Raw genomic sequence first — 26,867 nt, 5'->3', positions numbered from 1 at the left:
CTATTCATTTTTCAACATGGGATTGTCCATGAGATCTACCCAAAGTGATGAATTTTCAAGTAAGGAAGCTAAGGTAAACAGCTCATTCTCGTGCCCCTTTGCGGTCATCACTTGTACGCCGATGGGAAGTCCTGATTCAGTCAGATGAATAGGAAGACTCATCGCTGGATTACCTGTCAGATTAGCTAACTGTGTAAAAGGGGTATAGGTCAAGCTTGGAAGGAACATTTCATAGATAAGTTCCTGTTGTTTAGCCTTTGATAAATCGCTGACAGTAAGCAAATGCTGGATCTGTTCTGGTCCAGGCGTAAGTTCACCCACAAGCGGCGCCGGATAAGCATTAGTCGGTGTAATGTAAAAATCGTACCGATCATAAATCGTACTCATCTGAGCAGCAGCAACATCCCATTCCGCTAAGCTGTGTACAAATTCAGCTGCAGATAACTTACGTCCTGCTTCAAGCAGAACCCAGCCTTCGATTTCGATATCTTCCGCAGTAATGGATCTGCCAAGTCCGCGTTCCATGCCAAGAACCATAGCGGCCATTTCACCGCTGTTCATCATGTAATAGTTCTCCATCAGACGGACCCCATTTACAGGGCTTAATTTTTCTTCAACAACATGTCCTTCAGATTCTAAAAAGCGAACCAGTTTGTGTACTGCTTCAATAGCCTCTTCACTCACAGGTGTACCTACAGGTGAGGTGGTGGTATATGCAATACGGTATTTACGTTTAAGCGGCGCATACATATCTTCGAGATAACGCCCAGGATATAGCGGAACTTGAAAAGCAGCTTCATTCTGAATGACTTGGAGTACATCGAGAAGAGCAGCACTATCTCTAACTGTCTTGGATAAGGCAAAATCGATGGAGGCTCCTTGCCATTGTCTACCAACGCCAGGGCCAACCGGTGTACGTCCTCGGGTCGGTTTAAGTCCGAAGAGTCCGCTGAATGATGCAGGAATACGAATGGATCCTCCGCCATCACTTGCACCTGCGATTGGAACCATTCCAGACGCAACGGCCGCTGCGGAACCTCCGCTGGAACCGCCAGGGGAGTGCATGGTGTTCCATGGATTCCGAGCAGGTCCGTGCAGCTTTGGTTCCGTAATATTTTTGAGGCCAAATTCCGGTGTATTCGTATGCCCGATCGGAATAAAGCCGGCTTTTCTTAACTTGGCAACGAAATGAGAATCATATAAAGGTTTATGCTGTGTAAACAGCTTAGATCCAGAGGTGAGCGGTTCGCCGGCAATGGCTTGGGAAATGTCTTTTAACAAAATAGGAACGCCTGCAAAAGGCTGTTCCATAATGCTCACCTGTTCAGCTTCTTTCAAAGCTTGTTCATATCTTGTATGTACTACGGCATTTACTTTTGAATTTTGTTTTTCTACTTGTTCTATTGCAACTTGAACTAACTCGGCAGGTGAAGTTTCCCGGGCTCTGATGAGCTCAGCAAGTCCTACGGCATCATAGGAAGTGTACTGGTTTTTCATGTCAATCATCCTTTCTGAATATGATTTTACCATACGCAAGAGCGCTGTCGTTATCCTGTACATAAAAAAAGCCATGTCTTTAAAGACATGGCAGGATCGAACCTTTATTAGTTTATAGAAAGTTGGTTCTGATTCGTCTGTTGCTGACGAGTTAGAATAAACAGAACGGACCATATAAAGATAAAGCCTACGAGCTGGGCAAGTGTAATCATTTCACCAAAAGCAAGCCAGTTTACAATAATACCGGTCATCGGAAAACTGAGTTCAGCGAGTGTAGCCATAGACGCTTTAGTTGAAGATAAGCCTTTATAGTACAGAAGCAGACTCAGTAGTCCTGGCAATAAAGCTTGCGCGAGAAGATTTATAATGATACTGGTAAGTGCAGGACCCGCTTGCGGGAGATTGGTTACTCCACCTTCAATCCATGTCATTCCAACAAGCAAAGGAATAGCGAATACATACCGGATTGAAGTAACCGTACTATACTGAATTTGACCAAGGAGCAGACGGCCCATCACTGTAGAACCGCCCCATAGCGCAGCTGCTAAAAGGGACAAGATGCTGCCAATTTTGAGCCATTCGGTTCCTTCGCCAAAGGGCAAGTGAAATCCAAAGGTAAGTAGATACGTACCGATGATCGCTAGGGTAAACAGAGCGCCAAACTTTTGTGGCAATGTTTCTTTTAGAATTAATTTTGCTAATAGAATAGCAAAGATAGGCTGCATTTTTTGCAGCAAGATGACTGCATTTAAGTCACCGTTTGTCAGTGCCATCGTGAAGATAACAGACGCAAGCGCAGATCCGCCCCATGAAATAAATAACATGGCAAGGTAGTGCTTCAGCTTCAAATGTTTCAATTCATGACGATTCCTCCACAGAATCGGACCTGCGACAAGACATACGAGTAAATGTTCTACGAGAACAACTTGCATGGAAGTCAGATGTTCTAATAAGTTGATACGAAACAGGGGACTTATTCCCCATAAAGCTGCCCCAAGGGCAACCAGCCAAAAACCAGTCGAACTCGAACTTCTTTTTGCGTGGGTAGTGTTTTCCATCATCAAACTCCTCCATCGAATTTGAAAATGGTATCTTCAGTTAACAAAACCCCTATCATCTCAGCATTTTGCATGCCAAAAACAATAGGGGTTGATCAAACAAACATGCGAAATAACACGGCACGTTGCGATATTTGATCTTCTCTCATCCGGACTGTACCGTCGGCTTTGGAATTTCACCAAATCAGTCAATCTTCTATAATAAGAAAATTGAGTCGCGGGCTTCGCTAATAAGCGTCACCGCCGGTTGGGAATTTCACCCTACCCCGAAGATCCATTATTCAATTAGCTGATATATTTTAGTAAGTAAATGAGTTGTTGTAACTCTGTAGCTGTTATCATAATACAGGAAGCGCTATCACAGCAAGTACTTTTTTTATAGACACATATACTTACCAATATCTTCTATTCCTATAAGTTAAGCGTTCATAAAGAATCGGCCGTATAATCAGTTTACATCATCCCGAATTTCATTATATACAGGAATCGATAATCGGTGATTGATATGTGCCTCTTACGGAATGAATAGCGTCTTTTTTAAGTCAGGAATAGCATAATACTAGTGGGAATGGGAGATTGAGTAAGTGAAGTATAGCAATTTTCTTAATCCTTTAAATATTCATTGACAGGGTCATTCCATATTTAGATAATAAAACAGCATTACTATGGAACTTACGAATAGTAGGGCAACTTACATCTAGGAGTGACTTTATGGATTTATTACGTAAGAAACATTTTGACCCCAATCAAAAAACGGATAACAAGTTAAAGAAAACGCTGGGCCCTTTTGATCTGACCGTCCTTGGAATAGGGGCGATTATCGGAACGGGTGTCTTTGTCGTTACTGGGACTGCTGCCGCAGATAATGCCGGTCCAGCACTCGTCATTTCATTTGTTGTTGCTGCCCTGGTATGTATTCTTGCAGCACTTTGTTATTCTGAACTAGCTTCCACGGTAACGATATCCGGCAGTGCCTATGCTTACAGTTACGCTGCTTTTGGTGAAGTGTTTGGCTGGTTAATGGGTTGGGCTCTTGTACTCGAGTACGGCTTAGCTGCCGCTTCTGTTGCGAGTGGGTGGTCTGCTTATGTGCAAGGATTATTAGCTGGTTTTCATATCCAGTTACCTGCTGCACTGTCTGGAGCGTTTAATGCTGCCTCAGGGCAGATTGTGGATTTACCGGCTGTTATTATTATTTTGCTGATTTGCTTGCTGTTAACGAGAGGGGCAAAAGAAACGGCTAGATTCAATGCGTTTATGGTGTTTGTTAAAATAGCTGTTATTCTCATCTTTGTCATCGTTGGAGCTTTTTACGTAAAACCGGATAACTGGACACCGTTTATTCCATTTGGATATTCAGGAATTCTAAGCGGTGCTGCACTTGTGTTTTTTGCCTATATTGGTTTTGATGCTGTAGCAACCGCGGCGGAAGAAGTTAAGAACCCACAGCGAGATCTGCCGATCGGTATTATTGCTTCCCTATTAGTGTGTACGTTACTCTATGTCATTGTGGTTGTAGTTCTAACAGGCATGGTACCTTATACAGAACTTAGTGTAGCTGATCCAGTAGCTTTTGCACTCCGGTTTGTTCAGCAAGATTTTGCAGCAGGACTCATATCGCTTGGGGCGATTGCTGGAATAACAACTGTTTTACTTGTACTGTTATTCAGTCAAACAAGACTCTTATTCGCGATCTCTCGTGATGGATTGCTTCCTAGATTTTTATCTAAAGTGGATGAAAAGAGCCAGACTCCTGTTCGGAGTACTTGGATGGTTGGACTGGTTATTGCTTTGTTATGCGGATTCCTTCCACTTGATAAACTGGCAAGTCTGACAAATATGGGCGCATTATTCGCTTTTGCCATCGTATCTCTAGGCGTAATTGGATTGCGTAAAGCAAGACCAGACCTTAAGCGAGGTTTTACGGTTCCGTGGGTACCCTTTCTTCCTTTATTAAGTGCGGGTTGTTGTTTCCTGCTCATGTTTCAATTAGACATTTGGACCTGGATGGGATTCATCCTTTGGATGATCGTAGGACTTCTTATTTATTTATTCTACGGATACTCGCATAGTGAACTTGGTAAAAGTAATCCTAAATAAACCATTTTTCTAGATGAAATATACTGATTCTAACAAGCTTTCGGCTAATTGCCGGAAGTTTTTTATTTATTAGAGAGGAATCTATTTCAGTTGTAAAATGGATTCAGACAAGTAACAGATTTGACTCTCATTCAACACAAATTATGCTATAATGACTAACTTAGAGAAAACGCTATGGCAGAAAGGTGATAACATGCGTAGAGCAATCGTATGGTCACTAGCATGTATGCTGGTATTGCTGGTTGCAGCCTGCAGTTCGAAAGAGACCGAACAAGTGCAGCCGATCATAAAAGAAGAACCTGCAGAGACAGGGCAAACTCTTACATTAGTAGAACCAGAATATTATGAAGTACAGGATAGCAATAAATATCAAATTCAAACAAGATTGACTGACTTTCAGCTCATTCATGGTTATGGAGGTCTGGCTTGGGGCGTTACTCGTAATGAATTAAGACTGTATTATACGCGGGATAACGGAGTAACCTGGGTTAATATTTCTCCTTCAGCCAATGTGAAGTTTTCATCTAACCCTGTTTATGGAAAAGATATTTTCTTTTTAGATGGAGAGCATGGATGGATCGTTCGTTCCGGAACGGATGGAACCAATAATGTTGTTCTTCGTACGGATGATAGCGGAGAGAGCTGGAAGATCGCTTCACTTGAAGAATCGCAACCCGTAACTGCCCTTCATTTCAATTCTAGTACACACGGTTATCTCATGACGAGTGAGAGTGTGGGGACAGTAAAAGAACAGAAAACATTATATATTACGACCGATGGCGGAGTGAACTGGACCCAAATATCAACGAATAATCCAATTCAGGCTACAGATGAAGCGATCCCACTGCAAGGTTATACGATGGACATGATGTTTACAGACAAGGGGAAAGGTTTTGTACCTGTTCTAGAGCTGGGAACACCCAAAATGTATGTAACTACCGATGACGGTGAGACTTGGAGCATGGACAAATCATTTTTTAATCGGACTTCATCACATCATACGAAATGCTCTTCGTTTACAATGGGAGAAATGGAGTCATTAAGCGTTAATCATCATAAACTTTATATACCGCTAGGATGTTCGGAAGAAGAACAGGTTAAGTACAGTGGGTTATTCACAAATGATAGCGGCGATACATGGAATCATATCCAATTTGAGCTGCCTGTAGAAAGCGGGACAGACAAACGGCTGTATCCTACTTTTGTATCTGATCAAATAGGATGGATGTTGCAAGGAAAAGCAATATACCAGACAGCTGATCAAGGAAAAACTTGGTCTAAACTTACTGGCAGCAAGAATCTGTCTGATTTACTGGATAAATACCCTGAGGTTGTGAAAATGCAGTTCGTAACGACAAAAGTTGGATGGATCTTACTTGAAAATGCAACGGAGAAGAAATCAATACTTATGCAAACGACGGATGGCGGGCTGAACTGGGAAGTGTTATAAATAAAGAAATTTTGTGTTATTCTGCTGAAGAGATGACAAGTTCCTTTCCATAGTGGCATATACATGAACAAAAATGGCAGTTTGTCAAAAGCCAGAACATGGACGGGAGGAGACGGCGTGGGATTTGAATCTTTCTGGATGTTTGATTTTTTCGGAACGGTATTCCCTGTAGTGTTTGTCGTGATTCTCGGTATTATTGCTATTTCCATTGGAAAAGAAGCACTTCAGTGGGGGAAAAACAAAAAACAACCTGTTCTCACGGTGCATTCACGGATTACGGGCAGACGTATTTCTGTACAGCAGCAGACAAATCAGAGCGAAGGCAACCATACGAGCACCATGTACTATGTCACGTTTGAAGTAGAGAGTGGCGATCGGTTGGAGTTTAAAGTCGCTGGTAAAGAGTATGGTCTATGTTCTGAAGGAGATGAAGGAAGACTCACTTTTCAAGGAACGCGTTACATAGGCTTTGAACGTCTTGCTAAAGTATATGCCGAGCCGGTTCATGGGTCTTAGGGAAAGATACGAGGACTGATGCATGAGTGAAATAATATTCATCTCTTTCCATAACAATGTATAGGTCGTCCATAACAAGGGCGGCTTTTTTTGATGTTTTTTCTAAATGAATAGAGTAACTTGGTAGAACAAGGGTAATGAGTAGGAAAGGAATTCAGAAGGGAAGGGTGAATAATATGAGATTTAAAAATAGGGTCGTCATCGTCACGGGAGCCGGCAGCGGGATTGGTAAAGAAGTAGCAGGTGCTTATGCCATGCAAGGAGCAAAGGTGGTTCTAGCGGATCGCCATGAGGAGAAGGGAGCGGCTGCTGCTGCGTCCCTGCGCCAAGATGGTTACGAAGCGATGTTTGTCCACTGTGACGTTAGGTCAGAAGAAGCAATTCTAGCACTCATGGAAGCTGCGGTAACTGAATATGGACAGATTGATGTTCTTATTAATAATGCAGGATATGGGATTTGGAAATCACCTTATGAACTCACTGTAGATGAATGGGATGATGTGATGAACACAAATGTCCGCAGCTGTTTTCTTGGAACAAGGATCGCAGCCAAATACATGAAAAATAACCAAGATGGCGGTTCTGTAGTCAATATTTCTTCTACCCGGGCTGCCATGTCAGAACCAAATTCAGAAGCTTATGCTGCTTCTAAAGGAGCTATTATTTCGCTTACCCATGCGATGGCTTTATCCTTGTCATCTGAACACATCCGGGTCAATAGTATTAGTCCGGGATGGATCGAGACGGGGGAATATGAACAATTGCGCCCAGAGGACCATTCGCAGCATCCAAGCGGAAGAGTAGGGAAACCTTCGGATATCGCGCGTGCCTGCTTATATTTGACCGACCCTGAGAATGATTTTATTACAGCAGAGAATCTAGTGGTTGATGGGGGGATGTCACGAAAAATGATATATCAGCCCTAGTCTAGGACTCATAAAAAAACTTTATAATAGTTCACGATGAGCCCAACATGAGCACGAGGGCTCATTTTTTTTGCTCTATTCCACTGTTATAATAGCGTTGGCTTAAAAAAAGAGAAGAGAAGTGGAGGTAAGATATGTACGGGAACCTTTCCCGCATGCTCTTGTGGGTTGTACTTCTTGCTAGTGTAACATGGTTGACAGCTTTTGATTCCTCAAAAGAAACGACTCGGGCAATGTGGCTTTGGCAAGCTGAATCCATTCAGGACGGCGGCCAAGATATACTAGATTACGCAGACAATCATCGGATTAATCATATTTATTTACGAATTGATATGGAGCAACCTGCCGAAGTATATCAACGTTTTATTCTTCGCGCACATGAAAATGGAATAAAAGTGGATGCGCTGGGCGGTCACCCAAAGTGGGCTGCGGAAGGCGGAGAAGTTCCATTATTGCGTTTTGCTAACTGGGTTGTTGACTTTAATAGAGAATCAGGAGAAAACGAAAAATTCAGTGGGATTCATCTAGACATAGAGCCCTATGTTCTAGGGGATTGGGAGATCGACAGCGATGAAGTCACTCGGACTTATCTTGCGAATATTGAAAAATTCCTGTCTGTCATTGAGCAAGAACCTAGCCTGAATTCAGCTATAGATCTTCCTTTCTGGTATGATCACTATTATGACCCAGACTCACAGGAACCGCTGATTCAGTGGTTTATGGGCAGGTTTGATCAAATTGCTTTAATGGCTTATCGTGATAAAGCAGGCGGAGTGGGCGGCATTGTAGAGGTTGTTAGAGAAGAGATGGAATGGTCAAACAATTATCCTGCAAAAATCATTGTTGGAGTTAACGCAAAACCAATGCCGGGAGAAGAATTTACCACATTTGCTGGGAAGACGAAAGAGAAGATGGAACAAGTTCTTCAGGAAGTGACAGCATTCTATGCAGGTTATTCCCGTTTTGCAGGAGTTGCCATTCATGATTATGTGTACTGGAGTCAGATGACTCAAGATACAGTGAATCCAGAGCCGACACCAGAGCCAGAGCCGACACCGAATCCAGAACCAGAACTGCCGGCTGATTCTATTCGCGGAACTTATATATGGAAAGCAGAACAAGTTATTAATGAAAGTGAACGAGTACTCGAGTTCTTACAAGAGAAAAAGGTGAATTTTCTATATGTAAGACTTGATCTTGACCAGCCGTATTCACTGTATCGCAATTTTGTAGGCCAAGCTGCATCGATGGGAATTGAAGTTCATGCGATGGGCGGTCATCCAAGTTGGGGACTTGAAGAAAACAGATCACGCCTAATGAGGCTCATTAATTATGTGAAGCAATATAACCTGCGTGCAGCAGAGGAAGAAAAATTCCACGGTATTCATTTAGATATTGAGCCTTATACTAACTCGGAATGGGACAATAATCGAGAACGTGTGCTTAAAGAGTGGGCTTCTAATATGGAGTATTTCGCTCGTGAAACCAAAAAAGATTCCGATCTCAAAACAAGTGCTGATTTAGCTGTATGGCTCGATCGTCATGAATTACCAGGGAAAGGTATGAGTGTATCAGAGTGGATGATTCGCACGTTGGATCATATCTCACTTATGGCTTTCCGAGATACAGCGGAAGGATCTAACGGAATCGCAGCCGTTGTAGCTCAAGAAATGGAAATAGCTGATCAATTAGGCAAGCCCCTGCTGATTTCGGTTGAGATGAAAGAAAGTCATGAAGGAAATCATATTACTTTTTATGAAGAAGGCGAAGCTTATATGGAATCAGAACTAGCGAAGTTGCCAGATCTGCTTGCAAAATATAATGCTTATCAGGGCTATTTAATTCATTCTTATGATTATTGGATTAATGCGAAGCCTTAAAGAATGATTTAATAATCTTATATAAAGATGAGAAGAGTGAACTAAAGAAAGTTTTAGTTTGCTCTTTTTTCATATATTCATTTCTTTTCCGTTATATATTTCCAATTAGAGATTTGGTACACTTAAAAAAAAGATATATCTCGGAGGAGTCTATGTATCTGATTCGCTTTTTTGAAGGCAAGCATATGTCACATGCAGAGGTTGAGCCTAGAACGAGTTTCGGTCCTCTATCTTCAGGTGAAGGCACGTATGATCATATTCTTGTAATCATTAGTGCTGTCGTCGTGCTTGTTTTTCTCGTTATAGGTTATTATGTGTCTCGCTATTTTCGTAATCATCAGAATAAAAAATGAGTAAGAAATAAGAAGAATGTTGGTCTCTTGTGAAAAGCAAACCCGATATTCTTTTTTTATTTTCGAAAATAATTGAAATAAATTGTCACGAACTGGGCGAATGCACAATATGATATAACGTATAGCCATGAGAATACGTAAGTAAAGGAAGGAGGAAGACTTCCATTGGCCGTGATTAAGGCGAATTCCGAAGATGTGAAATTACTGGCAAGACTTATGCGTGCGGAAGCAGAAGAAGACGGGGATACAGGGATGCTTCTGGTAGGAAATGTAGGGGTCAATCGAGTGCTAGGAGGATGTTTGGACTTTCGTAATATCCGCTCCGTAAGTGATATGGTATACCAGAATCCGGGGGGGTTTGAAGCAACCCAAAAGGGCTATTTCTACCAGGCAGCACGGGAATCAGAGATCAGGCTCGCTCAGCGGGTAATTAACGGGGAAAAAATATGGCCGGCAAGTAACGCACTCTGGTTCTTTAGACCATCTGGGGAGTGTCCGCCCACTTGGTACAATCAAGCAAATACAGGGAGATACCGAGCACATTGTTTCTTTAGTCCTTCTGGTGAGGATTGTCCTGCTGTTTATTAGTTTTTTGAAACAAGGAGCTATTTAAAATTAGGGAGGTTTTTAAATATGTTTAACCAGCCTTACCAGCCCGTCACCTATAAGATTGGAAATGGAGGACCTGGGTACGATCCTAGAAATATGGGAATGCCTTCGATGCCCATGATGCCTATGATGCCAAATACAACCGTTGTTCCTCCAGAAGTGAACAGTGGAAGTGTGATGACACCAGGGGGAGCAGTGATTCAGCAGAATCTCCCTTTTACCGAACAATCCTTTATCGAGAATATCCTTAGGTTGAATCTAGGGAAGATAGGGACTTTCTATGCTACTTATGAAGGGAACCGGGAGTGGAATGCAAAAATCTTTAAAGGAGTTTTAGAAGCAGCAGGACGTGATCATATTATCATAAGTGACCCAAATACAGGCCAACGTACAATAATTCTAATGGTGAACTTTGATTACGCTACATTTGATGAGCCTCTGAATTATGAATATCCATATGCACCGCCTAGTGCTCGGCGGTAAAAGTTAGGATTATGGACGTTTTCTCATAATCCCTAATAAAACACATAATGCATTAGTAAGCCGCAGGGTCACAATTAATTTTTTGTGTACCCTGTGGTTTTTTATAGCACTTATTTTGGGCTTTACCTCATATATATAGGATCAAGATCAAAGACAAAGAGGGACAAAAGGAGGTGAACCTATTCACTGAATTTTCATGGTGGATAGGACAATCATTGGCTGATCCTTTACCGGCTATCGAGCTATTCATGATGATGACAGGTCTTTCGCTGATTAGTGCCATGTTTGGTTTTTTTCAGAATCAGTTAAATTATCTTGCTTCAGACTTAGAACCGCCGAGACCCATAAATAATACGGTTCCGTCTGCATTTAACAAGGCTGGACTGCATCTGCAAGCACATGTGCGAATCTATATTTATTTATGCAGAGCAGGATTGATATTACCGCCAATAGCACTCGGAATGATGGCTGCAGGAAGTATATCGCGTATCCTTACAGCTGTTTTTATGGTTCTTTTTGTGACTCAATATCTGGTTTTCGGCCGTATCATTTCCAAACTGTGGATAAGAAGAAGTAAAAAAGAGTTCTCTTCTCCAGTAAATATTTCTTCATTAGATCATAAGGAAAATGCGTTACTTAACCAAAATCTTCTGGAATTCTCTACAAGAACAGCAAGGGAAATCATGATTCCACGTACAGAAATGATATGCCTCAACACAGAATGGAGTGTTCATGAAAATTTGAAGCTGGCAAGTATAGAGATGCGTACTCGCTATCCCGTATGTCATGGAGATAAAGATCATATCATTGGATTTGTTCATATCAAAGATTTATTTATGTCGGGAATGGAGGATTATATAAGGGCAATTAGACCTGTTTTAAGTATCCCTGAATCCACTTCGATTGACCTTTTACTGAAACAAATGAAGGAATCGAAGACGCAAATTTCCATTGTGATTGACGAGTATGGGGGAACATCTGGACTCGTAACCTTAGAAGATATCGTTGAAGAAATTGTTGGTGAAATTCAGGATGAGTTTGATAATGAACGGCCGCTTGTGGAATATCTGGGTGATGACGTCTATTCTATTGATGGATTGATGTTAATTGAAGATGTAAACCAGCATTTTGAACTGTGTCTGGACGACAATCAATATGATACGATTGGGGGCTGGTTGTTTTCTGAATTAAGATCTTCCTCTCCGCAAAAAGGGGAATATATTATCAAAGCAGGCTTTAAGTATGTTATAGAAGAGATCGAACACCTGCGAATTTCCAGAATACTTTTGTCCCCTAAGCAGGCTGCAAATGAGCAAACCGGTACGTAACTCGCTGCCTTATATAAAGAAATCTTATAAATTGCTTACTATTCCATACTTCCTTCGAACGTTATAATAAGTGGTACGAAGGAGTGTGAAGCTATGAGTTATGATATTACCTTTCGGTTTAAACCCGTATATGAATTTATGAACAGTCTTCATACTTTTATTTGCCGTAAATCACATAAAAAGATTGAACTTTCACCGAAGTGGGTCAAAGAGACTCAAGCTATGCTGACTACAGAGTACAATTCTATACTCCGCGAATGGCAGATGGATGAAGAATGGAAGTACGCCTATCTATTGTTAGAACAACAAGACATATACACTGCAGAAGATTACATAAACTTTTTAGAAAATACATCAGACAAAGATCTGCTGGACCATTTCGTTACTCTTTGCAAAGATTGGAATTTTAAAGTTCCTGATTTTGAAATGAAGAGGTTTAAAGAGAGGTATAGGGAACTATTTTACGAATGGAATGAACAGTATTTCAAACAGATTAGTTCTGAGGTGTGTAAAGCCCTTCAAGCAGAAAATGCAGTTCGACTTGCTAAAAAAGAATATAAATCGGTAGATTCACTAGTCGATGAAACGACTCGAGGGCTCATGTTTAACAGAACGGAGGGTCTTGTTCGGATCGTGCTTATTCCGCAGTACCATTTTCAGCCGCTGCATATATTTTGGCATTATGGAAATACGATTGTCTGCCACTATGCAGCGTCTGTTTACCTTGGCGATGATACCGTTATTCCTCCGCATGATTTGCGAGTGCTTCGTAGTTTGGGAGAGAAAAACCGTCTGAAAATACTTAAGTATCTGCACCAAGGACCGCGATCCTTTATTGAAATTGTTAGGCATTTACAGCTTTCAAAGGGGATTACACATGATCATATTTCCAAACTGCGCAGCAGTGGACTCCTATATGCTCATTTTGATGGAGAGAATCTAATCGAATACAGCATCAGATCGCATGCGCTGCGTCAAGTGGAACATCGTTTACTAAATTACATAGAAGTTTAAAAGATGCTAAAAACCATCAATTTCCTTGTGCGACGGGGAGTTTGATGGTTTTATTTTTCAGAAAAAGATAAAAAGTTGAAAAAAATCCATAAATTTAACTGGTTCTCTATTTACAGAACTGCATTTCGTTTCTATAATAATGACTAATCAATAAAAACATACCTAGTTTATCGGAATTATTCCTCGGGTGTTTTGTAAGGGCGTTACTAAAAAAATAAAGAGATGGAGAGATATTTTATGAGAAAAAGGATTGTCTATGCTTCTTCGTTATTGCTTGCTGGCTCGCTTTTGTTATCTGCATGTTCTGGAGAAAGTGCTTCACCGGCCGATACGGGCACAGGTACATCAGTTGGTGCTCCGTCAGGTGAAGCTCCTGCAACCACGAACCTGTTAACGGAAAAGATTCCTGCATCAGATATCAGTAAATTACCTCAAACCGCTGTTCAAAGAACAGACACAGTTATTGTGGGACTCACAGATCCAAGCGGATCGTTCACTCCGTATTTCTCACAGAGCGGTTATGACGGTAACGTCTCTGCTCTTTTATACACATCTCTTATTACATCGGATGCAGAGGGACTCCCTGTAGCAGATTATGTTGACAGTTATGATGTCTCTGAAGATGGATTAACTTATACATTCCATTTACCTGAAAAAGGTACGTTTAGTGATGGATCACCTCTCACTTCAGAAGATGTTGCATTTACTTGGACGCTTCTGCATGACAAAGCTTACGATGGCGATACCAATATTACCCTGATGAAAGTGAAAGGCGGTCTTGCTTACAAAGAGGGGAAAGCAGACAGCATTGAAGGTATTAACATCATTGATCCTTATACGATTTCAGTAACGCTTGAGGAACCTAATGCGACTGCACTTCTAAATCTTGGCGGTAAAGTGCTGTCTAAAGCCTACTACGGTAAAGATTATAAATTTGGTGAATTGACTTATTTGCAAAAGTTGCATTCTGCTCCACTGGGTAATGGACCTTACATATTAGAGAAATTCTTGCCAGGACAAGAGGTTCGTTTCACTGCGAATGAAAATTATCTCAAAGGAAAACCAAGTGTAGAACGTTTTATCTATAAAACTTCTCAGGGTGATACATGGCAGTTCCTTGAAACAGGTGAAGTAGATCTTGCTTCCTATACAGCAACACAAGAAAACATTGATAAATTAAAAGGTCTCGGCTATGTCGATATCCTCCCTTATACACCAAGCACTTATGGATACTTCCAGTTGAATCTTGAGAACGAACAGATGAAACAAAAAGAAGTGCGCCAAGCCATTACTTACGGATTAAATCGTCAAGCTATTTACGTAGATGCCAATCAAGGAGCCGGTGAAGTAGCTAATATTCCAGCAGCACCGATCTCATGGTCTTATACTGAAGAAGGAATTAACCCGTATGAGTATAATCCAGAAAAAGCGAAGGAACTTCTTGATGCTGCAGGATGGACTGTAGGCGGAGATGGAATTCGTGAGAAAGACGGTAAGAAATTATCCATTCACTATCTTGGCTCCAAAAGCCCAGCGACTGATATTTTTATCGCGGTAGCCAAAGAGAACTTCGCCGAAATCGGCATCGATTTTCAACCTGAAGTATTTGCAGACTTTAACGCTTTAGTGTCAAAAGTAGAAAGTAAAGATTATGATATGGCTGCATTCTCAACCCCAATGCTGACAGATCCTTCTGATGGCGTTATCCAATTTATCGATGGTTCATTGCCAGGCTATGACAATCCAAAAGTAAAAGAGCTATATGCTAAAGGTCTTGCTACGGTAGATACAGAGGAACGTAAAGCAGTGTATCAAGAATTGTATCAAGTTCTGAACGATGAGCTCCCGGTCATCTTTACGTCCTACAGAAAATCAGTATACGCAAACAATGGAAGACTTACGAACGTAAGTATCAGCCCTTACCAAGGGATTGCCCAATCACTCCCTGAATGGAAAATAGAACAATAGCATTCGGTTAGAGAAACAAAAAGTTAGCTTATGTCCAGCCTAGACCCCTAGGTGGACATAAGCTTTAACAGATAAGGAGCATAACATGAGCACTTACCTTGTCAAGAGACTCACCTACATACTTGTTATTTTGTTAGCTGCATCATTTCTTATTTTCAGTCTATATGCTCTTACGCCAGGAGATTATGTGTCGAGTAACATCAAACTAAGTCCAGAACGTAAAGCAGAGCTGCGCGAGCTATATGGACTTGATAAACCGCTGCTCGATCGCTACGTGATTTGGATTAAAAACGCACTCCAAGGGGATTTTGGTTATTCGCTAGCTCAACAAAAACCTGTATTAACCCTTTTTAATGAATATATTTGGAATTCATTTCTACTTGCTGCCGTGTCGACTTTTTTCACATGGCTCATTGCTGTTGTGATTGGAGTCATTTCTGCTTACAAACAGTATTCTTGGTTTGATACCCTTGTCATGCTGATTATTTTTGCAGCGATGTCCATTCCTTCCTTTTTTATTGGACTTTATTTAATCAAGATGTTTGCCGTTGACCTGAAATGGCTTCCACCAGGCGGAATGACAACAACGGGCAGTAATGCAACCGGTCTTGCTTATGCCAAAGAAGTGATTCAGCATATGGCACTGCCTGTCGTTGTTATGACACTGCTTGGAATCGGCTCACTCACAAGATATATCCGCAGTAATATGATTGATGTAATTAAACAGGATTATATTCGAACAGCGAGAGCAAAAGGGCTTACTGAGCGTAAAGTGCTCTTCACACATGCTCTCCGAAATGCTCTCCTTCCGGCGATTACTCTCATCGGTTTTGAACTTCCGGGACTGTTTGGTGGATCATTAATTATCGAAAAGATTTTTAACTGGCCGGGTATAGGGCAGCTTTATATGTCGTCTTTTTCTTTACGTGATTATCCTCTGCTGATGAGTTTTACTGTATTTATCGCGATTTTAACTGTCCTTGGCACCTTGTTGTCGGACCTGCTGTATCGAATTGCAGATCCGCGTGTCAAGCTGGATTAAGGGGTGGATCGAATGTCATCAATTAGCGGAGCTACAAAAACAAGTACAGGTCCTGGAGTGGAGCACAGATCATCCTTATGGCGCCAATCCGTTCGAAAACTGCTGCGAAACAAACTGGCAATTTTCGGTCTTGTTGTGGTGATCCTGATGTTTCTTATCTGCTTCTTAGGTCCGCTATTTTCTCCTTACGCAGATAACAAAATTAATATGCTGGAGATGAAGAAAGCGCCGAATGCAAAACACTGGCTTGGAACAGATAACTTAGGACGAGATGTACTTACTAGAGTAATGCAAGCAGGACGTATATCTCTGACAGTAGGGCTAGCCTCAATGATGTTATCTGTTCTGATTGGAGCGACGCTTGGAGCAGTAGCAGGGTATTATAGAGGGGTTGTAGATCAGCTCATTATGAGAATTGCAGATTTGCTGCTAACCATTCCGAGCCTCCCGCTGTTATTTATCGTTGGTGCGCTCTTGTCGGAATGGAAAATACCCCCAGATTACCGAATGTACGTGGTTATGCTGATGCTTGGACTCGTCAATTGGCCGGGTCTCGCCAGAATGGTAAGGGGACAGATGCTCAGCTTACGAGAAAGAGAATTTATGCATGCCGCAACGGTTCTTGGACTCAGGGACAGGAAAAAACTGTTCCATCATCTACTGCCGAATATTTATCCGCTTCTTATTGTAATGGCAACCTTAAGTATCGGCGGTGCGATTCTAAGTGAATCGGTGCTGAGCTTCTTTGGACTCGGGGTTATGCCGCCGACGCCAACTTGGGGCAATATGATTGATGCTGCGAATAACTTAATTGATTTTCAACAGCATCCATGGCTTTGGATGCCGCCTGGTTTTTCTATTTTTATCACCGTCATTGCCATTAACATATTTGGGGACGGTTTACGTGATGTACTTGATCCCAAACAGAAGAGGTAGGTGAACACGAAATGGAATCGTTACTACAAATTAATCACCTGAAAACACATTTCTATACAGATGAAGGATCCGTAAAAGCAGTAGATGATGTGAGTATTACCGTACCTAAGGGACAAACCGTATGTATTGTTGGAGAATCGGGATGCGGTAAAAGTGTAACTGCCATGTCCATCATGGGTTTGATTGAGGAACCTGGGGGCAAAATTGTAAATGGAGAAATTAATTTTATAGGGCAAGATTTGCTCAAAATGGACAAAAATGAATTTCGTACCATTCGTGGTAATGACATAACGATGATTTTTCAAGAACCGATGTCGAGTTTAAATCCTGTAATGAAAATCGGTGAACAGATTATGGAGCCGCTGATCATTCATAAAAAAATGAAAAAAGAAACCGCTAGAAAAAGAGCGATTGAACTTTTGAAAGAAGTTGGAATCTCTCGTTCTGAGCAAATTGCAGATTCTTATCCTCATGAACTGAGCGGAGGAATGCTGCAGCGTGTTATGATTGCAATCGCAATCTCATGTAATCCAAAACTACTCATTGCCGATGAGCCAACAACCGCTCTTGATGTTACGATTCAAGCCCAAATTCTCGAAATGCTCCGTAAAATCAAAGAAGATTCGAATATGTCGATTCTGATGATTACGCATGATTTGGGTGTGGTTGCCGAAATGGCCGACTATGTTGTTGTTATGTATTCCGGCAAAGTAGTGGAAGAGGGCGAAGTAGTTGAGCTTTTCCGTTCTCCCAAACACCCTTATACCCAAGGACTTCTTAAGTCTAAGCCGGTAATTAATCAGCGGCAAGATGAACTATACTCGATACCGGGACAAGTACCGAATCCGCTGAACCTTACAAAATCTTGTTACTTCAGTGATCGGTGTGAACACTGTATGCCGATCTGCAGAACAAATGAACCGGAACTGAAAGAAGTAGCTCCACTGCAAAAAACGGCATGTTGGTTATACGAGGAGGTGGCTGCACGTGTCTGAGGCCTTACTTGAAGTGAAGTCACTGAAAAAGTATTTTCCCGTAAAAAAAGGGCTGATGGGCCGAACGGTAGGATATGTAAAAGCCGTAGATGATATCAACATCACTTTGTATCCCGGCGAGACATTTGGTCTCGTAGGGGAGTCTGGGAGCGGAAAAAGTACGGTGGGACGCACCATTTTACGTCTCCATGACAAGACTGCAGGAGAGATACGGTTTCAAGGGAAAGACCTGTATGCTCTATCACCGCAAGAGTTAAGACAACTTCGACCCAAAATGCAGCTGATCTTTCAAGATCCATATAGCTCTCTAAATCCAAGGATTCGTGTGGGAGACGCCATTGGGGAAGCACTCTTAGATCACCAGCTTGTACCTAAAGAGAAGATACGTGAAGTTGTTACAAAGGTATTAACTTCATGCGGTTTATCTGCTTATCATTATGATCGATTTCCACATGAATTTTCCGGGGGACAGCGTCAGCGGATCGGGATTGCGAGAGCCCTTGCCCTAAACCCAGAACTGATTATAGCGGACGAACCGGTATCTGCTCTTGATGTTTCTATACAGGCACAGATCATTAATTTATTTAAAAAATTGCAAGTCTCAAGAGGACTCACCTACCTATTCATCTCTCACGATTTAAGTGTGGTTGAACATTTGTGTGACCGCATCGGAGTGATGTATCTCGGTTCCATGGTGGAGATGGGAACAAGGGATGATCTATTTGTTCGCCCGCTGCATCCTTATACAAAGGCTTTGTTGTCTGCTGTACCTATTCCGATACCTAAACTGAAGAGGGAAAGAATTGTACTGAAAGGAGATATCCCATCTCCCATGAATCCACCTTCCGGTTGCAAGTTTCACACTCGTTGTCCTTTTGCAGTCGAACGTTGTTCTTCTGAAATACCGCTATTTAGAGAAGTTGAGCAGGGGCATCATGTGGCTTGCCATCTAGTGTAGCAGTAAGCTGATACCTCAGATATAATAAAATAAGAAAACCTAAGCAGACCGTTTCCTGATGGAGACGGTCTTTTTATGTAAATATTTTACTTTATTTGAAACATATTACACGCTCGCTGCGTTATATTAATGAAACGTGATACCATTCACGTTAAAATTTAAAAGGGAGGCAGGGAGACTATGAAAAAGAATGTATGCGTTACCAAACTTCATGCGTTATGTTTGCTTGTGTTGGTATTATCTTTAGGATTTGCTGGTGCTGCTAGCGCCGATCCGGCAAAAGAAGAAGGTGCACTGACTACAAAACCGCCAACAGAAGATACGGCCGAGGTCAAAGCTGCTTATAAGTATTTGAGTGCTTATACCAGTGATGTTTCGTATTCCAGTGGTGGGAAAGGTTCTGTTATTGGTAATACGGGTGCATCCGTTACTGCGGATTTTATCGGAATCGATGCTGCCATACAGCGCTGGACAGGAGAGGAATGGGTTGCAGTTACAAGTAAAACTTCTTCTAAGAACACATCAAAGACAGTGAGTCTTAATGAGAGTTTTGCAGCAAGTGCTGGTTATTACTATCGGGTGGTATCCACACATACCGTGAGAGTAGGTTCAGATATTGAAAAAGCGACGTACACAAGTCCATCACGTCTGTTAAAATAACTTATTTCTTGGCATTTGCAATTCTACATAAAAGAAAGAAGCTCAGTACATGTACTGGGCTTTTTTGAATAGTAACGGTTGACTAAGGCTTCAGTTCAAAACGATTATTAGCTTGGATTGCATTCGCAGTGGCAATTAAATCTTCTTTTCCAAGGGTACCAGTAATAATGATAAATACAAGATTGTTCCGATAAGCCAGGTGATCGTATTCAGATAAAGAGACGTCATAGAATACAGCAGTAGTTCCATCCTCAAGCGTGATTTCTTCCGGTTCTCCATTAATGCCGATGTGGAAGGATGTATCATCGTTTTCTTTGAACCTTTGATACATTTCGATTGTTAGTGGATTTTCATTACCTTTGTAATATTCAAGCGTCAATTCTTCTGAATGATAGATATGATCAGGGTCAATCGGGTTATTCTGATCTATTAAAAGCTGGTACTCTTTCCGATCGGGAGTAAATGGAACCTCAAAATCACGGTAGACAAAAGTAGCTCCGTCCAAAGCAGTTTCTCTCGGGACCGTGACTCGTTCTAGATCATGTTTCTCGATCGTTGTGCCGATTGGCAGTCCCGTTCCTTCCACGATTGGAGGAGGATCAGAAATTTCGGGCGGAGGAGCTGTTAAGGCTCCGGTATTGACGTCTTCTTTTTCCTTACCCGTAAAACTTAGTATAAAGTCATCACCAATCTTCTCCAGCTTTTCAACAAACAGTGTGTTCGCTTGAAGTCCTGCAGGAACACTAAAAATCGTAGCACCAAGCATAATAGAAGCGGCAACGACTCCTCCAAGCTGCCATCGTTTTGACCTGCGTTTTCGTTTGCGGATCTTCTGAAGCTCAGTCTGCATGTTATTCCAGGATGCCTCCATACTTTCTTTATCTACTGTGGTGGAGGCAGCAGCAGCATTTTCGAAAGCAAGGTCAAAAACATCCTCAAATTCCCTGTCATAGATGTTAATTGAATCGTCAGCAGACTGATTACCGGACTTTTCGCTGCTCATTAGCCGCACCCCACTCTCTATACAGGAGTTTCTTAATTGCTTCTCTGGCTCTGAAAAGACGCTGCTTGATTACATCTTCCCGAAGATCAAGAAGTTCAGCCATCTCACGATAGCTAAGTCCTTCTTTCCAGCGAAGCTCAATGAGAGATCTGTACTCTGGTTTCAGCGTCTCCATATAGCGCTCTATGGATTCCTGCATCAGTTTGGTCTCTACCATCGATTCGATGGATACCGAGGTTTGTTGTACAGTCTCTACATCTAAGAAAACACTGTCAGCATCCAAAAGGTTACGATATTTTTTGTTTTTTCTTAAATAATTAATTGCTGTATTTTTAGTGACGACTTTCAGCCAAGCTTTTAATTTGATTTCGTTCTCAAATTCGGGTTTATTTTTGATGATTTTGATGAATGCTTCCTGAATAATGTCTTCAGCTGCAGAGCGATCCTTTACAATGTATACGATAAATCCATACATCATCTGATAGTATTCATAGTAGATTTCTCTCTGTAGGGATTCGCCAAGATCATTATAGTCCGCAGCCAACAACAGTTGGATCCGGGTAGACATGATTATCCCCTCTCTAATACATCTCTCTATTGTCAAACAAGTATTCCATTATTTTACTATAAAATGAAAATATTCTCCATAAATTTAAACTTCTTACTTCTATCTTTGCTAACCCATCTTTCTATGTTTATGTGAGAACCTCGTAAATAAAGAACTGAAATGTCACGAACTTTAATTTTTAGTTTAGTTTCAGGTGTGATGGTTACTATATAAGCACAAGGATTTACTTGGAAAAATTAAATGTGCATGAAGGAGCGTGAAGGAAGTGAAGGCATTAACTTACCAAGGAAAGAAAAAAGTGAAGGTAAAAGAAGTGGCAGATCCTGCTTTGCAAGGTGACAAAGATATTCTAGTCCGAGTTACATCAACAGCCATCTGCGGATCTGATCTTCATATTTATAATGGACTTATTCCCGGTATGCACAAAGACTACGTTATTGGTCACGAGCCGATGGGAATTGTAGAGGAAGTATCACGCGATGTGACACATGTAAAAAAAGGAGATCGAGTTATTATTCCTTTTAATGTATCGTGCGGAGAATGTTATTTTTGCAAACATGAGATGGAAAGTCAGTGTGATTATGCGAATGAGGCTAAAGATACCGGAGGCATGTTAGGTTATTCGGATTCTTATGGGGGTTACCAAGGTGGACAGGCAGAGTTATTACGTGTCCCTTATGGTGACTTTATGCCTTTTGTCATTCCCGAAGACGCAGAGATGGAAGATGAGAAGCTGCTCTTTCTTTCAGATATTTTACCGACCGCGTATTGGGGCGTGAAAAATGCAGGAGTTAAGCCGGGAGATACGGTAATCGTGTTAGGTTGTGGTCCTGTTGGTTTATTCACCCAAAAATTTGCTTGGCAGGCAGGCGCTAAGCGAGTTATCGCTGTAGATCATATTAACTATCGGTTAGAACATGCGAAACGGACAAATCAGGTAGAAACCTTTAATTTTGAAGAGATCAAAGGCTTTGAAGGTTACATGAAAGAAATTACGCATGGTGGTGCCGATGTAGTTATTGATTGTGTAGGAATGGATGCAAAACGAACGGCTGCTGAAAAAGTGGAAACCGCCCTTATGCTTCAGGGAGGCTCCTTAGGAGCGTTTAGAACAGCAACGGAAGTGGTTAGAAAGTTCGGTACGATTCAGTTGATTGGGGTGTACGGAGCTAATTATAATATGTTCCCGCTAGGACATCTATTTGAACGTAATATCCAGCTGCGTACAGGACAGGCTCCTGTGATTCATTTTATCCCGGAGATCTATCAGCAAATCAAAGCAGGTAAGATCGATCCAACCGATATTATCACGCACCGGATGAACCTCGAAGATGCAGAGCGTGGATATGAAGTATTCTCGGAAAAAGAAGAGAACTGTCTGAAAGTGATACTTAAGCCATAACTTTGGTAGGTAAAAAGAAAAGGTTGCCTTTGGTCTAAAGAATAGACCGCCGGGCAACCTTTTTAATAGAGTGCATTAGAACGTAAGAATCTACATTTTACTAATTAAAATGCCCAATTTCCTTTAAGGAAGATCGGTTCTTTTGTGCCGTCAGCGCTAATTCCGTAGATGTCCATTTCAGCAGAACCAATCATAAAGTCAACATGTGTTAGACTTGTGTTAAGTCCAGCTGCTACAAGCTGTTCTTGGTTCATGTTTTTGCCGCCTTCCAAGGTAAAGGCATAGGCGCTTCCGATAGCCAAGTGGTTAGATGCATTTTCGTCAAACAGTGTATTATAGAACAAAATGTTGGTATCTGAGATTGGGGATTGATGAGGAACCAGGGCTACTTCACCCAGATAATGAGAGCCTTCATCAATTTCAACGAGATTTTGCAGAGCTTCTAAGCCCTCTTTAGCAGTCACTTTGATAATCCGACCATTCTCAAATGTTAGCGAGAATTTATCAATTAGGTTTCCGCCATAGCTGAGAGGTTTTGTACTGCTTACTGTACCATTAACACCCGTCTTCAGCGGTGCAGTAAACACTTCCTCTGTAGGCATGTTCGCTACAAATGTATGGCCCTTTTCGTTGATACTGTCTCCCTGAGCCCACAAATGTCCTTCAGGAAGCTCAATCGTAAGATCTGTACCAGGTGCGATATAGTGTAATTTTTTATATTTCTTTTCATTAAGCACTTTTGATTTGTTCTCAAGGTTAGTAATATGCTTCTGCCATGCAGCAACAGGATCGGCTTCGCCAATACGTACCGTTTTAAAAATAGCTTCCCAGAGCAAGGATACTTGTTCCTCTTCTGGGGCATCCGGGAATACTTTCGCAGCCCATTCTGGAGAAGGAACAGCAATCAGACACCAGCTGAATTTATCAGCTTGCTGATATGCACGGTATTTAGCCATCGCTTTGCCGCGAGCTTTTTGGGCAGCAACAATGCGATTTTGATTCACACCTTTAAGTAAATCAGGATTTTCGGACAGAATATGTAGGACAGCAGCCCCTTCTTCCACCATTTCTGTCATCTCGCCGGCATACCATTTTGGCTCTTTTTCAAATATTTCATCCGAAGCTAGGTCATACTGCATACGAGTAACCTGTTCATCGTTCCACTGAACTTTAACGTAACTAGCGCCCGTATCGTATGCTTCTTTTACGATCAGACGTACAAATTCTCTTGCTTCAACAGGAGCATGAACAATAAGCGCTTGTCCTGGCTGGATATTTACCCCCACTTTAATGGTAAGTTCAGCATAAGCTTTTAGTTTTTGAGCAAAATTAGACATGGTAAAGTTCCTCCATTTCACACGCGATGATATACTTTTCTACCTTAGGTTAAAAAAAGCGATGTGATTAGCATGCCCGGATGAGTGAATCCAGACTCTTTCGCAAAGCTATTTTATTATTGTACAATAGAAGTGGTAAAAATGAACTATTGCAAATGGTTTTCAAAAAAAGAAATCAGGATTACAAGGAGAGAAAAACGTGAGTTATAACATAATTAGAGCATCCATGCACAGGGATGAAGAAAAACATTGGTTAGGGAATACGGTATTTACTATTGGGGAGAGCAAGACTGAATATGAGATTTCCTTCTTCAGTAAGAACGGCAAGGATTGGGATTATAGTTTGCATTTTGCAGATGAACCGGGAGTCGAGGAAGAATTCTTACAACTGGATGCAAGGCTTGAAGTAGATGATGATTTATATAACGATCTTCTAGACGCTGCGATTGATACGATTCCTGAATAAAGAGATGAAGTATTTGGAACAGCTTGTCTTATCATGAATGGTTGTTCTATTTTTGTGACATGCTGACTATAGATAGTAGGGTGAGATTTTTCTTACGAAAGCACATATTTTCTGGGAACTTGGGAATTCTACAGATGATTGATTGCACATAGGGGGCATTCCAATAAGAATGGGAGGTATCCGTCGCATGGCATCTGATAATCTGATAACGGAAGGCAAGACGGCTCTAGAAGAGGTTGCACCCGATTTATTGTGTCTGCGAACATTGTTTGTTAATGTCCTTTTTGTCGGAACTCCAGGTTCTAGACAATGGATTCTAGTTGATACAGGGATGCCTGGCTTCGCGAGAGATATTATTCAAATTGCAGAAGAACGCTTTGATGGACCGCCTTTAGCGATTGTGTTAACTCATGGACATTTTGATCATGTGGGTAATGTAATTGAACTGGAGCAGCACTGGGGAACACCTGTATTTGCGCATACATTAGAATTACCCTATCTAACCGGTTTATCGGATTACCCTCCAGCGGATCCGACGGTTGGCGGTGGATTACTAGCTCGTACATCCTTTATTTTTCCTAATGAAGCGATTCATCTGGACGATCGGGTTGATGCGCTTCCTTCCGATCATCGTGTACCTTATGCCCCCGATTGGCGATGGATTGCTACACCGGGTCATTCTCCAGGTCATATCTCTTTGTACCGAGAGAAGGATGGGGCACTCATTGCAGGTGATGCATTCATCACTGTTCAGCAAGAATCGCTGTGGCATGTTATTTTCCAGGATAAAGAACTTCATGGACCTCCAATGTATTTCACTACCGATTGGGATGCTGCTAAAAATTCTGTTCAGACGCTTGCTGATCTTAAGCCAGAGCTGGCCATTACGGGACATGGCCATATGATGGCAAGTACAGAACTTAGAGGTCAATTGGATCGTCTTGCTCGGGACTTTGACCGGCTTGCCCTACCGAGACAAGGGAAATACGTCTAATAGATCAGGAAATGACGAATAAAGATATCCTATAATCTGGGATATCTTTATTTTTGTTGTTATGAATTTAAAATTTTTCAATCGCGTCCAGCACAACATTGTTAAAGTGGTCTGTATACATATTTTTGAAAGGCTTCTCCAAATCTCGTTCGATCGTAAAATGAATCAATACAATCTCATATACCGGATCGACTGCCACAAATACACCGGCTGCTCCCCAGTGAGAGTACGCCTGCTGCGAAAACAAATCTCCGCCATCTTTTTTATTTCCATTAATACTCCAGCCATAGCCCCAGCTTGCTTCTGGAAAAGTTTCATCTCTGTAGACAGAGGAGACCCCTGGAATATGATTTTTGGTCATTTCTTTTATGGAAATGGGAGAGAGGATCCGCTGATCTCCATACGTACCTTTATTGAGAAACATCTGAGCAAAGATAGCGAGGTCCATAACACTGCTATAGATACCTGCTGAAGGAGAGACGGAGTCTATCATTTCGTCTGTTTCGAGCCATTCTGCACAAGGGTCTTCGGGCGATCGTTTCACAATGCGATGACGTTCTGCCTGGGGGACTTTGAAATAAGAGTCATTCATCCCAAGCGGCTTAAACAGTTCTTGCTTAACGAAGTCTGGATAGGAGATTCAGCTGACTTTGCGTATGATGTCTCCAAGTAGATCATATCCAAATCCAAGGTAAGACATGATTTCACCCGGCTTGCTGGATAAAGGAGCGCGGTATCTCATATGGAGGTACTCATGGAAATAAGGTTCTTCTGATTCTTCGCAAGGAGGGATATCGATCGTTGAGCCATCCCCTTTCGCGTAAGTATAGATGTCTTCTGCATTCATTCCAGAAGTGTGAGTAAGCAGGTGATGAATTCGCACCTTCTCTTTTCCGAGTCCTTGAAATTCGGGTATGTAGTCAATCACCGGTCGATTAAGACCGATGAGCCCTCGTTCGGCCAGGATCATAATACAAGTAGCAGTGAACACTTTAGTAATCGAGCACAAGGGAAATAAAGCATTAGCAGTTAACGGTGGTGAATTGGCAGCGGGTGTGAGAGTTCCAAACGCTTGGTGAGAGACAATGATCCCTTTTCTTGCGACAAATATGACCTCAGCAGGGGTAATGTTGTTATCAACCATCTGCTTCGCATAGGTGTTAGCATAAGCTACTTTGGATGCAGACATTCCTGCTTCTTCTGGTGATCCATTACGTAACATCGTATCCACCTTCCTTTTATAGAAATATAATCCAGATTATATAGTATATAGAACCATTAATTAATAGACAAGTAAAATAATTCATATATTTGTTAGCTTCTA

Annotated in this window: 24 protein-coding genes, 1 pseudogene and 1 riboswitch; of the genes and pseudogenes, 19 read left to right on the top strand and 6 right to left on the bottom strand. The window is 41.6% G+C overall.

The window, feature by feature from the left end:
* Positions 1-1,497, bottom strand: a complete 1,497-nt coding sequence (locus GQY27_RS02275; protein WP_160031877.1) for an amidase — start codon at positions 1,495-1,497, stop codon at positions 1-3.
* Positions 1,498-1,604: 107 nt separating this feature from the next.
* On the bottom strand, positions 1,605-2,555 hold the full coding sequence (locus GQY27_RS02270; protein WP_160032042.1) for a DMT family transporter: 951 nt from the start codon (positions 2,553-2,555) through the stop codon (positions 1,605-1,607).
* Positions 2,556-2,688: 133 nt separating this feature from the next.
* Positions 2,689-2,833: riboswitch (FMN riboswitch) on the bottom strand.
* Between the two features lie 433 nt (positions 2,834-3,266).
* On the opposite strand from GQY27_RS02270, the gene GQY27_RS02265 reads away from it, so the two are divergent.
* From GQY27_RS02265 to GQY27_RS02190, 16 genes are all read left to right on the top strand, one after another.
* Entirely contained in the window at positions 3,267-4,655 is a 1,389-nt protein-coding gene (locus GQY27_RS02265; RefSeq protein WP_160031876.1) for an amino acid permease, read from the top strand.
* A gap of 193 nt (positions 4,656-4,848) precedes the next feature.
* Positions 4,849-6,105, top strand: a complete 1,257-nt coding sequence (locus GQY27_RS02260; RefSeq protein ID WP_160031875.1) for a WD40/YVTN/BNR-like repeat-containing protein — start codon at positions 4,849-4,851, stop codon at positions 6,103-6,105.
* A gap of 117 nt (positions 6,106-6,222) precedes the next feature.
* Positions 6,223-6,621 (top strand): DUF2500 domain-containing protein, encoded by a 399-nt coding sequence (locus GQY27_RS02255; RefSeq protein WP_160032041.1) that lies wholly within the window; start codon positions 6,223-6,225, stop codon positions 6,619-6,621.
* A gap of 176 nt (positions 6,622-6,797) precedes the next feature.
* Positions 6,798-7,547: an SDR family NAD(P)-dependent oxidoreductase gene (locus tag GQY27_RS02250; protein WP_160031874.1), complete on the top strand. Its 750-nt coding sequence runs from the start codon at positions 6,798-6,800 to the stop codon at positions 7,545-7,547.
* 134 nt (positions 7,548-7,681) lie between these two features.
* A complete protein-coding gene (locus GQY27_RS02245; protein WP_160031873.1) occupies positions 7,682-9,427 on the top strand; it encodes a hypothetical protein in 1,746 nt (581 codons plus the stop codon).
* A 152-nt stretch (positions 9,428-9,579) separates the two neighbouring features.
* Positions 9,580-9,780 carry a hypothetical protein gene (locus GQY27_RS02240; protein ID WP_160031872.1) on the top strand — a complete coding sequence of 67 codons (201 nt, stop codon included), beginning with the start codon at positions 9,580-9,582 and terminating at the stop codon, positions 9,778-9,780.
* A gap of 165 nt (positions 9,781-9,945) precedes the next feature.
* Positions 9,946-10,368, top strand: a complete 423-nt coding sequence (locus tag GQY27_RS02235; protein WP_160031871.1) for a cell wall hydrolase — start codon at positions 9,946-9,948, stop codon at positions 10,366-10,368.
* A 45-nt stretch (positions 10,369-10,413) separates the two neighbouring features.
* On the top strand, positions 10,414-10,872 hold the full coding sequence (gene gerQ / locus GQY27_RS02230; protein ID WP_160031870.1) for a spore coat protein GerQ: 459 nt from the start codon (positions 10,414-10,416) through the stop codon (positions 10,870-10,872).
* Between the two features lie 215 nt (positions 10,873-11,087).
* On the top strand, positions 11,088-12,200 hold the full coding sequence (locus GQY27_RS02225) for a hemolysin family protein (protein ID WP_236570440.1): 1,113 nt from the start codon (positions 11,088-11,090) through the stop codon (positions 12,198-12,200).
* Between the two features lie 93 nt (positions 12,201-12,293).
* The gene (locus GQY27_RS02220; RefSeq protein WP_160031869.1) at positions 12,294-13,214 is read left to right on the top strand and encodes an ArsR/SmtB family transcription factor; all 921 of its coding nucleotides are present in this window, start codon (positions 12,294-12,296) and stop codon (positions 13,212-13,214) included.
* Positions 13,215-13,451: 237 nt separating this feature from the next.
* Positions 13,452-15,182, top strand: coding sequence for an ABC transporter substrate-binding protein (locus GQY27_RS02215; protein ID WP_160031868.1), 1,731 nt, complete (start codon positions 13,452-13,454; stop codon positions 15,180-15,182).
* 85 nt (positions 15,183-15,267) lie between these two features.
* Positions 15,268-16,224: an ABC transporter permease gene (locus GQY27_RS02210; protein WP_160031867.1), complete on the top strand. Its 957-nt coding sequence runs from the start codon at positions 15,268-15,270 to the stop codon at positions 16,222-16,224.
* Positions 16,225-16,236: 12 nt separating this feature from the next.
* On the top strand, positions 16,237-17,160 hold the full coding sequence (opp4C, locus tag GQY27_RS02205; protein WP_160031866.1) for an oligopeptide ABC transporter permease: 924 nt from the start codon (positions 16,237-16,239) through the stop codon (positions 17,158-17,160).
* Between the two features lie 11 nt (positions 17,161-17,171).
* A complete protein-coding gene (locus GQY27_RS02200; RefSeq protein ID WP_160031865.1) occupies positions 17,172-18,155 on the top strand; it encodes an ABC transporter ATP-binding protein in 984 nt (327 codons plus the stop codon).
* Positions 18,148-19,113: an ABC transporter ATP-binding protein gene (locus GQY27_RS02195; RefSeq protein ID WP_160031864.1), complete on the top strand. Its 966-nt coding sequence runs from the start codon at positions 18,148-18,150 to the stop codon at positions 19,111-19,113. Before GQY27_RS02200 ends, GQY27_RS02195 begins: the two co-directional genes overlap by 8 nt.
* 180 nt (positions 19,114-19,293) lie before the next feature.
* Positions 19,294-19,773 (top strand): hypothetical protein, encoded by a 480-nt coding sequence (locus GQY27_RS02190; RefSeq protein ID WP_160031863.1) that lies wholly within the window; start codon positions 19,294-19,296, stop codon positions 19,771-19,773.
* Between the two features lie 82 nt (positions 19,774-19,855).
* On the opposite strand, the gene GQY27_RS02185 is transcribed toward GQY27_RS02190, so the two are convergent.
* Positions 19,856-20,776 (bottom strand): hypothetical protein, encoded by a 921-nt coding sequence (locus GQY27_RS02185; protein WP_160031862.1) that lies wholly within the window; start codon positions 20,774-20,776, stop codon positions 19,856-19,858.
* On the bottom strand, positions 20,754-21,344 hold the full coding sequence (locus GQY27_RS02180) for an RNA polymerase sigma factor (protein ID WP_160031861.1): 591 nt from the start codon (positions 21,342-21,344) through the stop codon (positions 20,754-20,756). The genes GQY27_RS02185 and GQY27_RS02180 overlap by 23 nt, the downstream gene beginning before the upstream one ends.
* Positions 21,345-21,609: 265 nt before the next feature.
* Here GQY27_RS02180 and GQY27_RS02175 point away from each other — a divergent pair, with 265 nt between their 5' ends.
* The gene (locus tag GQY27_RS02175) at positions 21,610-22,746 is read left to right on the top strand and encodes a zinc-dependent alcohol dehydrogenase (protein WP_160031860.1); all 1,137 of its coding nucleotides are present in this window, start codon (positions 21,610-21,612) and stop codon (positions 22,744-22,746) included.
* 104 nt (positions 22,747-22,850) lie between these two features.
* Here the strand turns inward: GQY27_RS02175 and GQY27_RS02170 are convergent, their stop codons facing one another.
* Entirely contained in the window at positions 22,851-24,083 is a 1,233-nt protein-coding gene (locus tag GQY27_RS02170; protein ID WP_160031859.1) for an aminopeptidase, read from the bottom strand.
* 199 nt (positions 24,084-24,282) lie between these two features.
* Between GQY27_RS02170 and GQY27_RS02165 the strand changes: the two genes are divergently transcribed.
* Both GQY27_RS02165 and GQY27_RS02160 read left to right on the top strand, forming a co-directional pair.
* A complete protein-coding gene (locus tag GQY27_RS02165; RefSeq protein ID WP_236570439.1) occupies positions 24,283-24,549 on the top strand; it encodes a hypothetical protein in 267 nt (88 codons plus the stop codon).
* A gap of 187 nt (positions 24,550-24,736) precedes the next feature.
* Positions 24,737-25,543, top strand: coding sequence for an MBL fold metallo-hydrolase (locus GQY27_RS02160; RefSeq protein WP_160031858.1), 807 nt, complete (start codon positions 24,737-24,739; stop codon positions 25,541-25,543).
* Positions 25,544-25,610: 67 nt separating this feature from the next.
* On the opposite strand, the pseudogene GQY27_RS21640 reads toward GQY27_RS02160, so the two are convergent.
* A pseudogene (locus GQY27_RS21640) lies at positions 25,611-26,687 on the bottom strand (serine hydrolase domain-containing protein).
* Between the last annotated feature and the right edge of the window lie 180 nt (positions 26,688-26,867).

It is taken from the genome of Paenibacillus sp. An7 (genome assembly GCF_009870785.1).
GTDB lineage: Bacteria > Bacillota > Bacilli > Paenibacillales > Paenibacillaceae > Paenibacillus.
Note: the sequence above shows the minus strand (reverse complement) of the source record. Positions and strands in the feature narration are given on the sequence as shown.

What these genes read in the sequence shown, in the direction of transcription:
- GQY27_RS02220 (WP_160031869.1), top strand. Translation starts at nt 12,294, where the DNA reads ATGAGTTATGATATTACCTTTCGGTTTAAACCCGTATATGAATTTATG.
- GQY27_RS02190 (WP_160031863.1), top strand. Translation starts at nt 19,294, where the DNA reads ATGAAAAAGAATGTATGCGTTACCAAACTTCATGCGTTATGTTTGCTT.
- GQY27_RS02260 (WP_160031875.1), top strand. Translation starts at nt 4,849, where the DNA reads ATGCGTAGAGCAATCGTATGGTCACTAGCATGTATGCTGGTATTGCTG.
- GQY27_RS02180 (WP_160031861.1), bottom strand. Translation starts at nt 21,344, where the DNA reads ATGTCTACCCGGATCCAACTGTTGTTGGCTGCGGACTATAATGATCTT.
- GQY27_RS02275 (WP_160031877.1), bottom strand. Translation starts at nt 1,497, where the DNA reads ATGAAAAACCAGTACACTTCCTATGATGCCGTAGGACTTGCTGAGCTC.
- GQY27_RS02265 (WP_160031876.1), top strand. Translation starts at nt 3,267, where the DNA reads ATGGATTTATTACGTAAGAAACATTTTGACCCCAATCAAAAAACGGAT.
- GQY27_RS02185 (WP_160031862.1), bottom strand. Translation starts at nt 20,776, where the DNA reads ATGAGCAGCGAAAAGTCCGGTAATCAGTCTGCTGACGATTCAATTAAC.
- GQY27_RS02210 (WP_160031867.1), top strand. Translation starts at nt 15,268, where the DNA reads ATGAGCACTTACCTTGTCAAGAGACTCACCTACATACTTGTTATTTTG.
- GQY27_RS02200 (WP_160031865.1), top strand. Translation starts at nt 17,172, where the DNA reads ATGGAATCGTTACTACAAATTAATCACCTGAAAACACATTTCTATACA.
- GQY27_RS02245 (WP_160031873.1), top strand. Translation starts at nt 7,682, where the DNA reads ATGTACGGGAACCTTTCCCGCATGCTCTTGTGGGTTGTACTTCTTGCT.
- GQY27_RS02250 (WP_160031874.1), top strand. Translation starts at nt 6,798, where the DNA reads ATGAGATTTAAAAATAGGGTCGTCATCGTCACGGGAGCCGGCAGCGGG.
- GQY27_RS02170 (WP_160031859.1), bottom strand. Translation starts at nt 24,083, where the DNA reads ATGTCTAATTTTGCTCAAAAACTAAAAGCTTATGCTGAACTTACCATT.
- gerQ (WP_160031870.1), top strand. Translation starts at nt 10,414, where the DNA reads ATGTTTAACCAGCCTTACCAGCCCGTCACCTATAAGATTGGAAATGGA.
- GQY27_RS02215 (WP_160031868.1), top strand. Translation starts at nt 13,452, where the DNA reads ATGAGAAAAAGGATTGTCTATGCTTCTTCGTTATTGCTTGCTGGCTCG.
- GQY27_RS02160 (WP_160031858.1), top strand. Translation starts at nt 24,737, where the DNA reads ATGGCATCTGATAATCTGATAACGGAAGGCAAGACGGCTCTAGAAGAG.
- GQY27_RS02270 (WP_160032042.1), bottom strand. Translation starts at nt 2,555, where the DNA reads ATGGAAAACACTACCCACGCAAAAAGAAGTTCGAGTTCGACTGGTTTT.
- GQY27_RS02240 (WP_160031872.1), top strand. Translation starts at nt 9,580, where the DNA reads ATGTATCTGATTCGCTTTTTTGAAGGCAAGCATATGTCACATGCAGAG.
- opp4C (WP_160031866.1), top strand. Translation starts at nt 16,237, where the DNA reads ATGTCATCAATTAGCGGAGCTACAAAAACAAGTACAGGTCCTGGAGTG.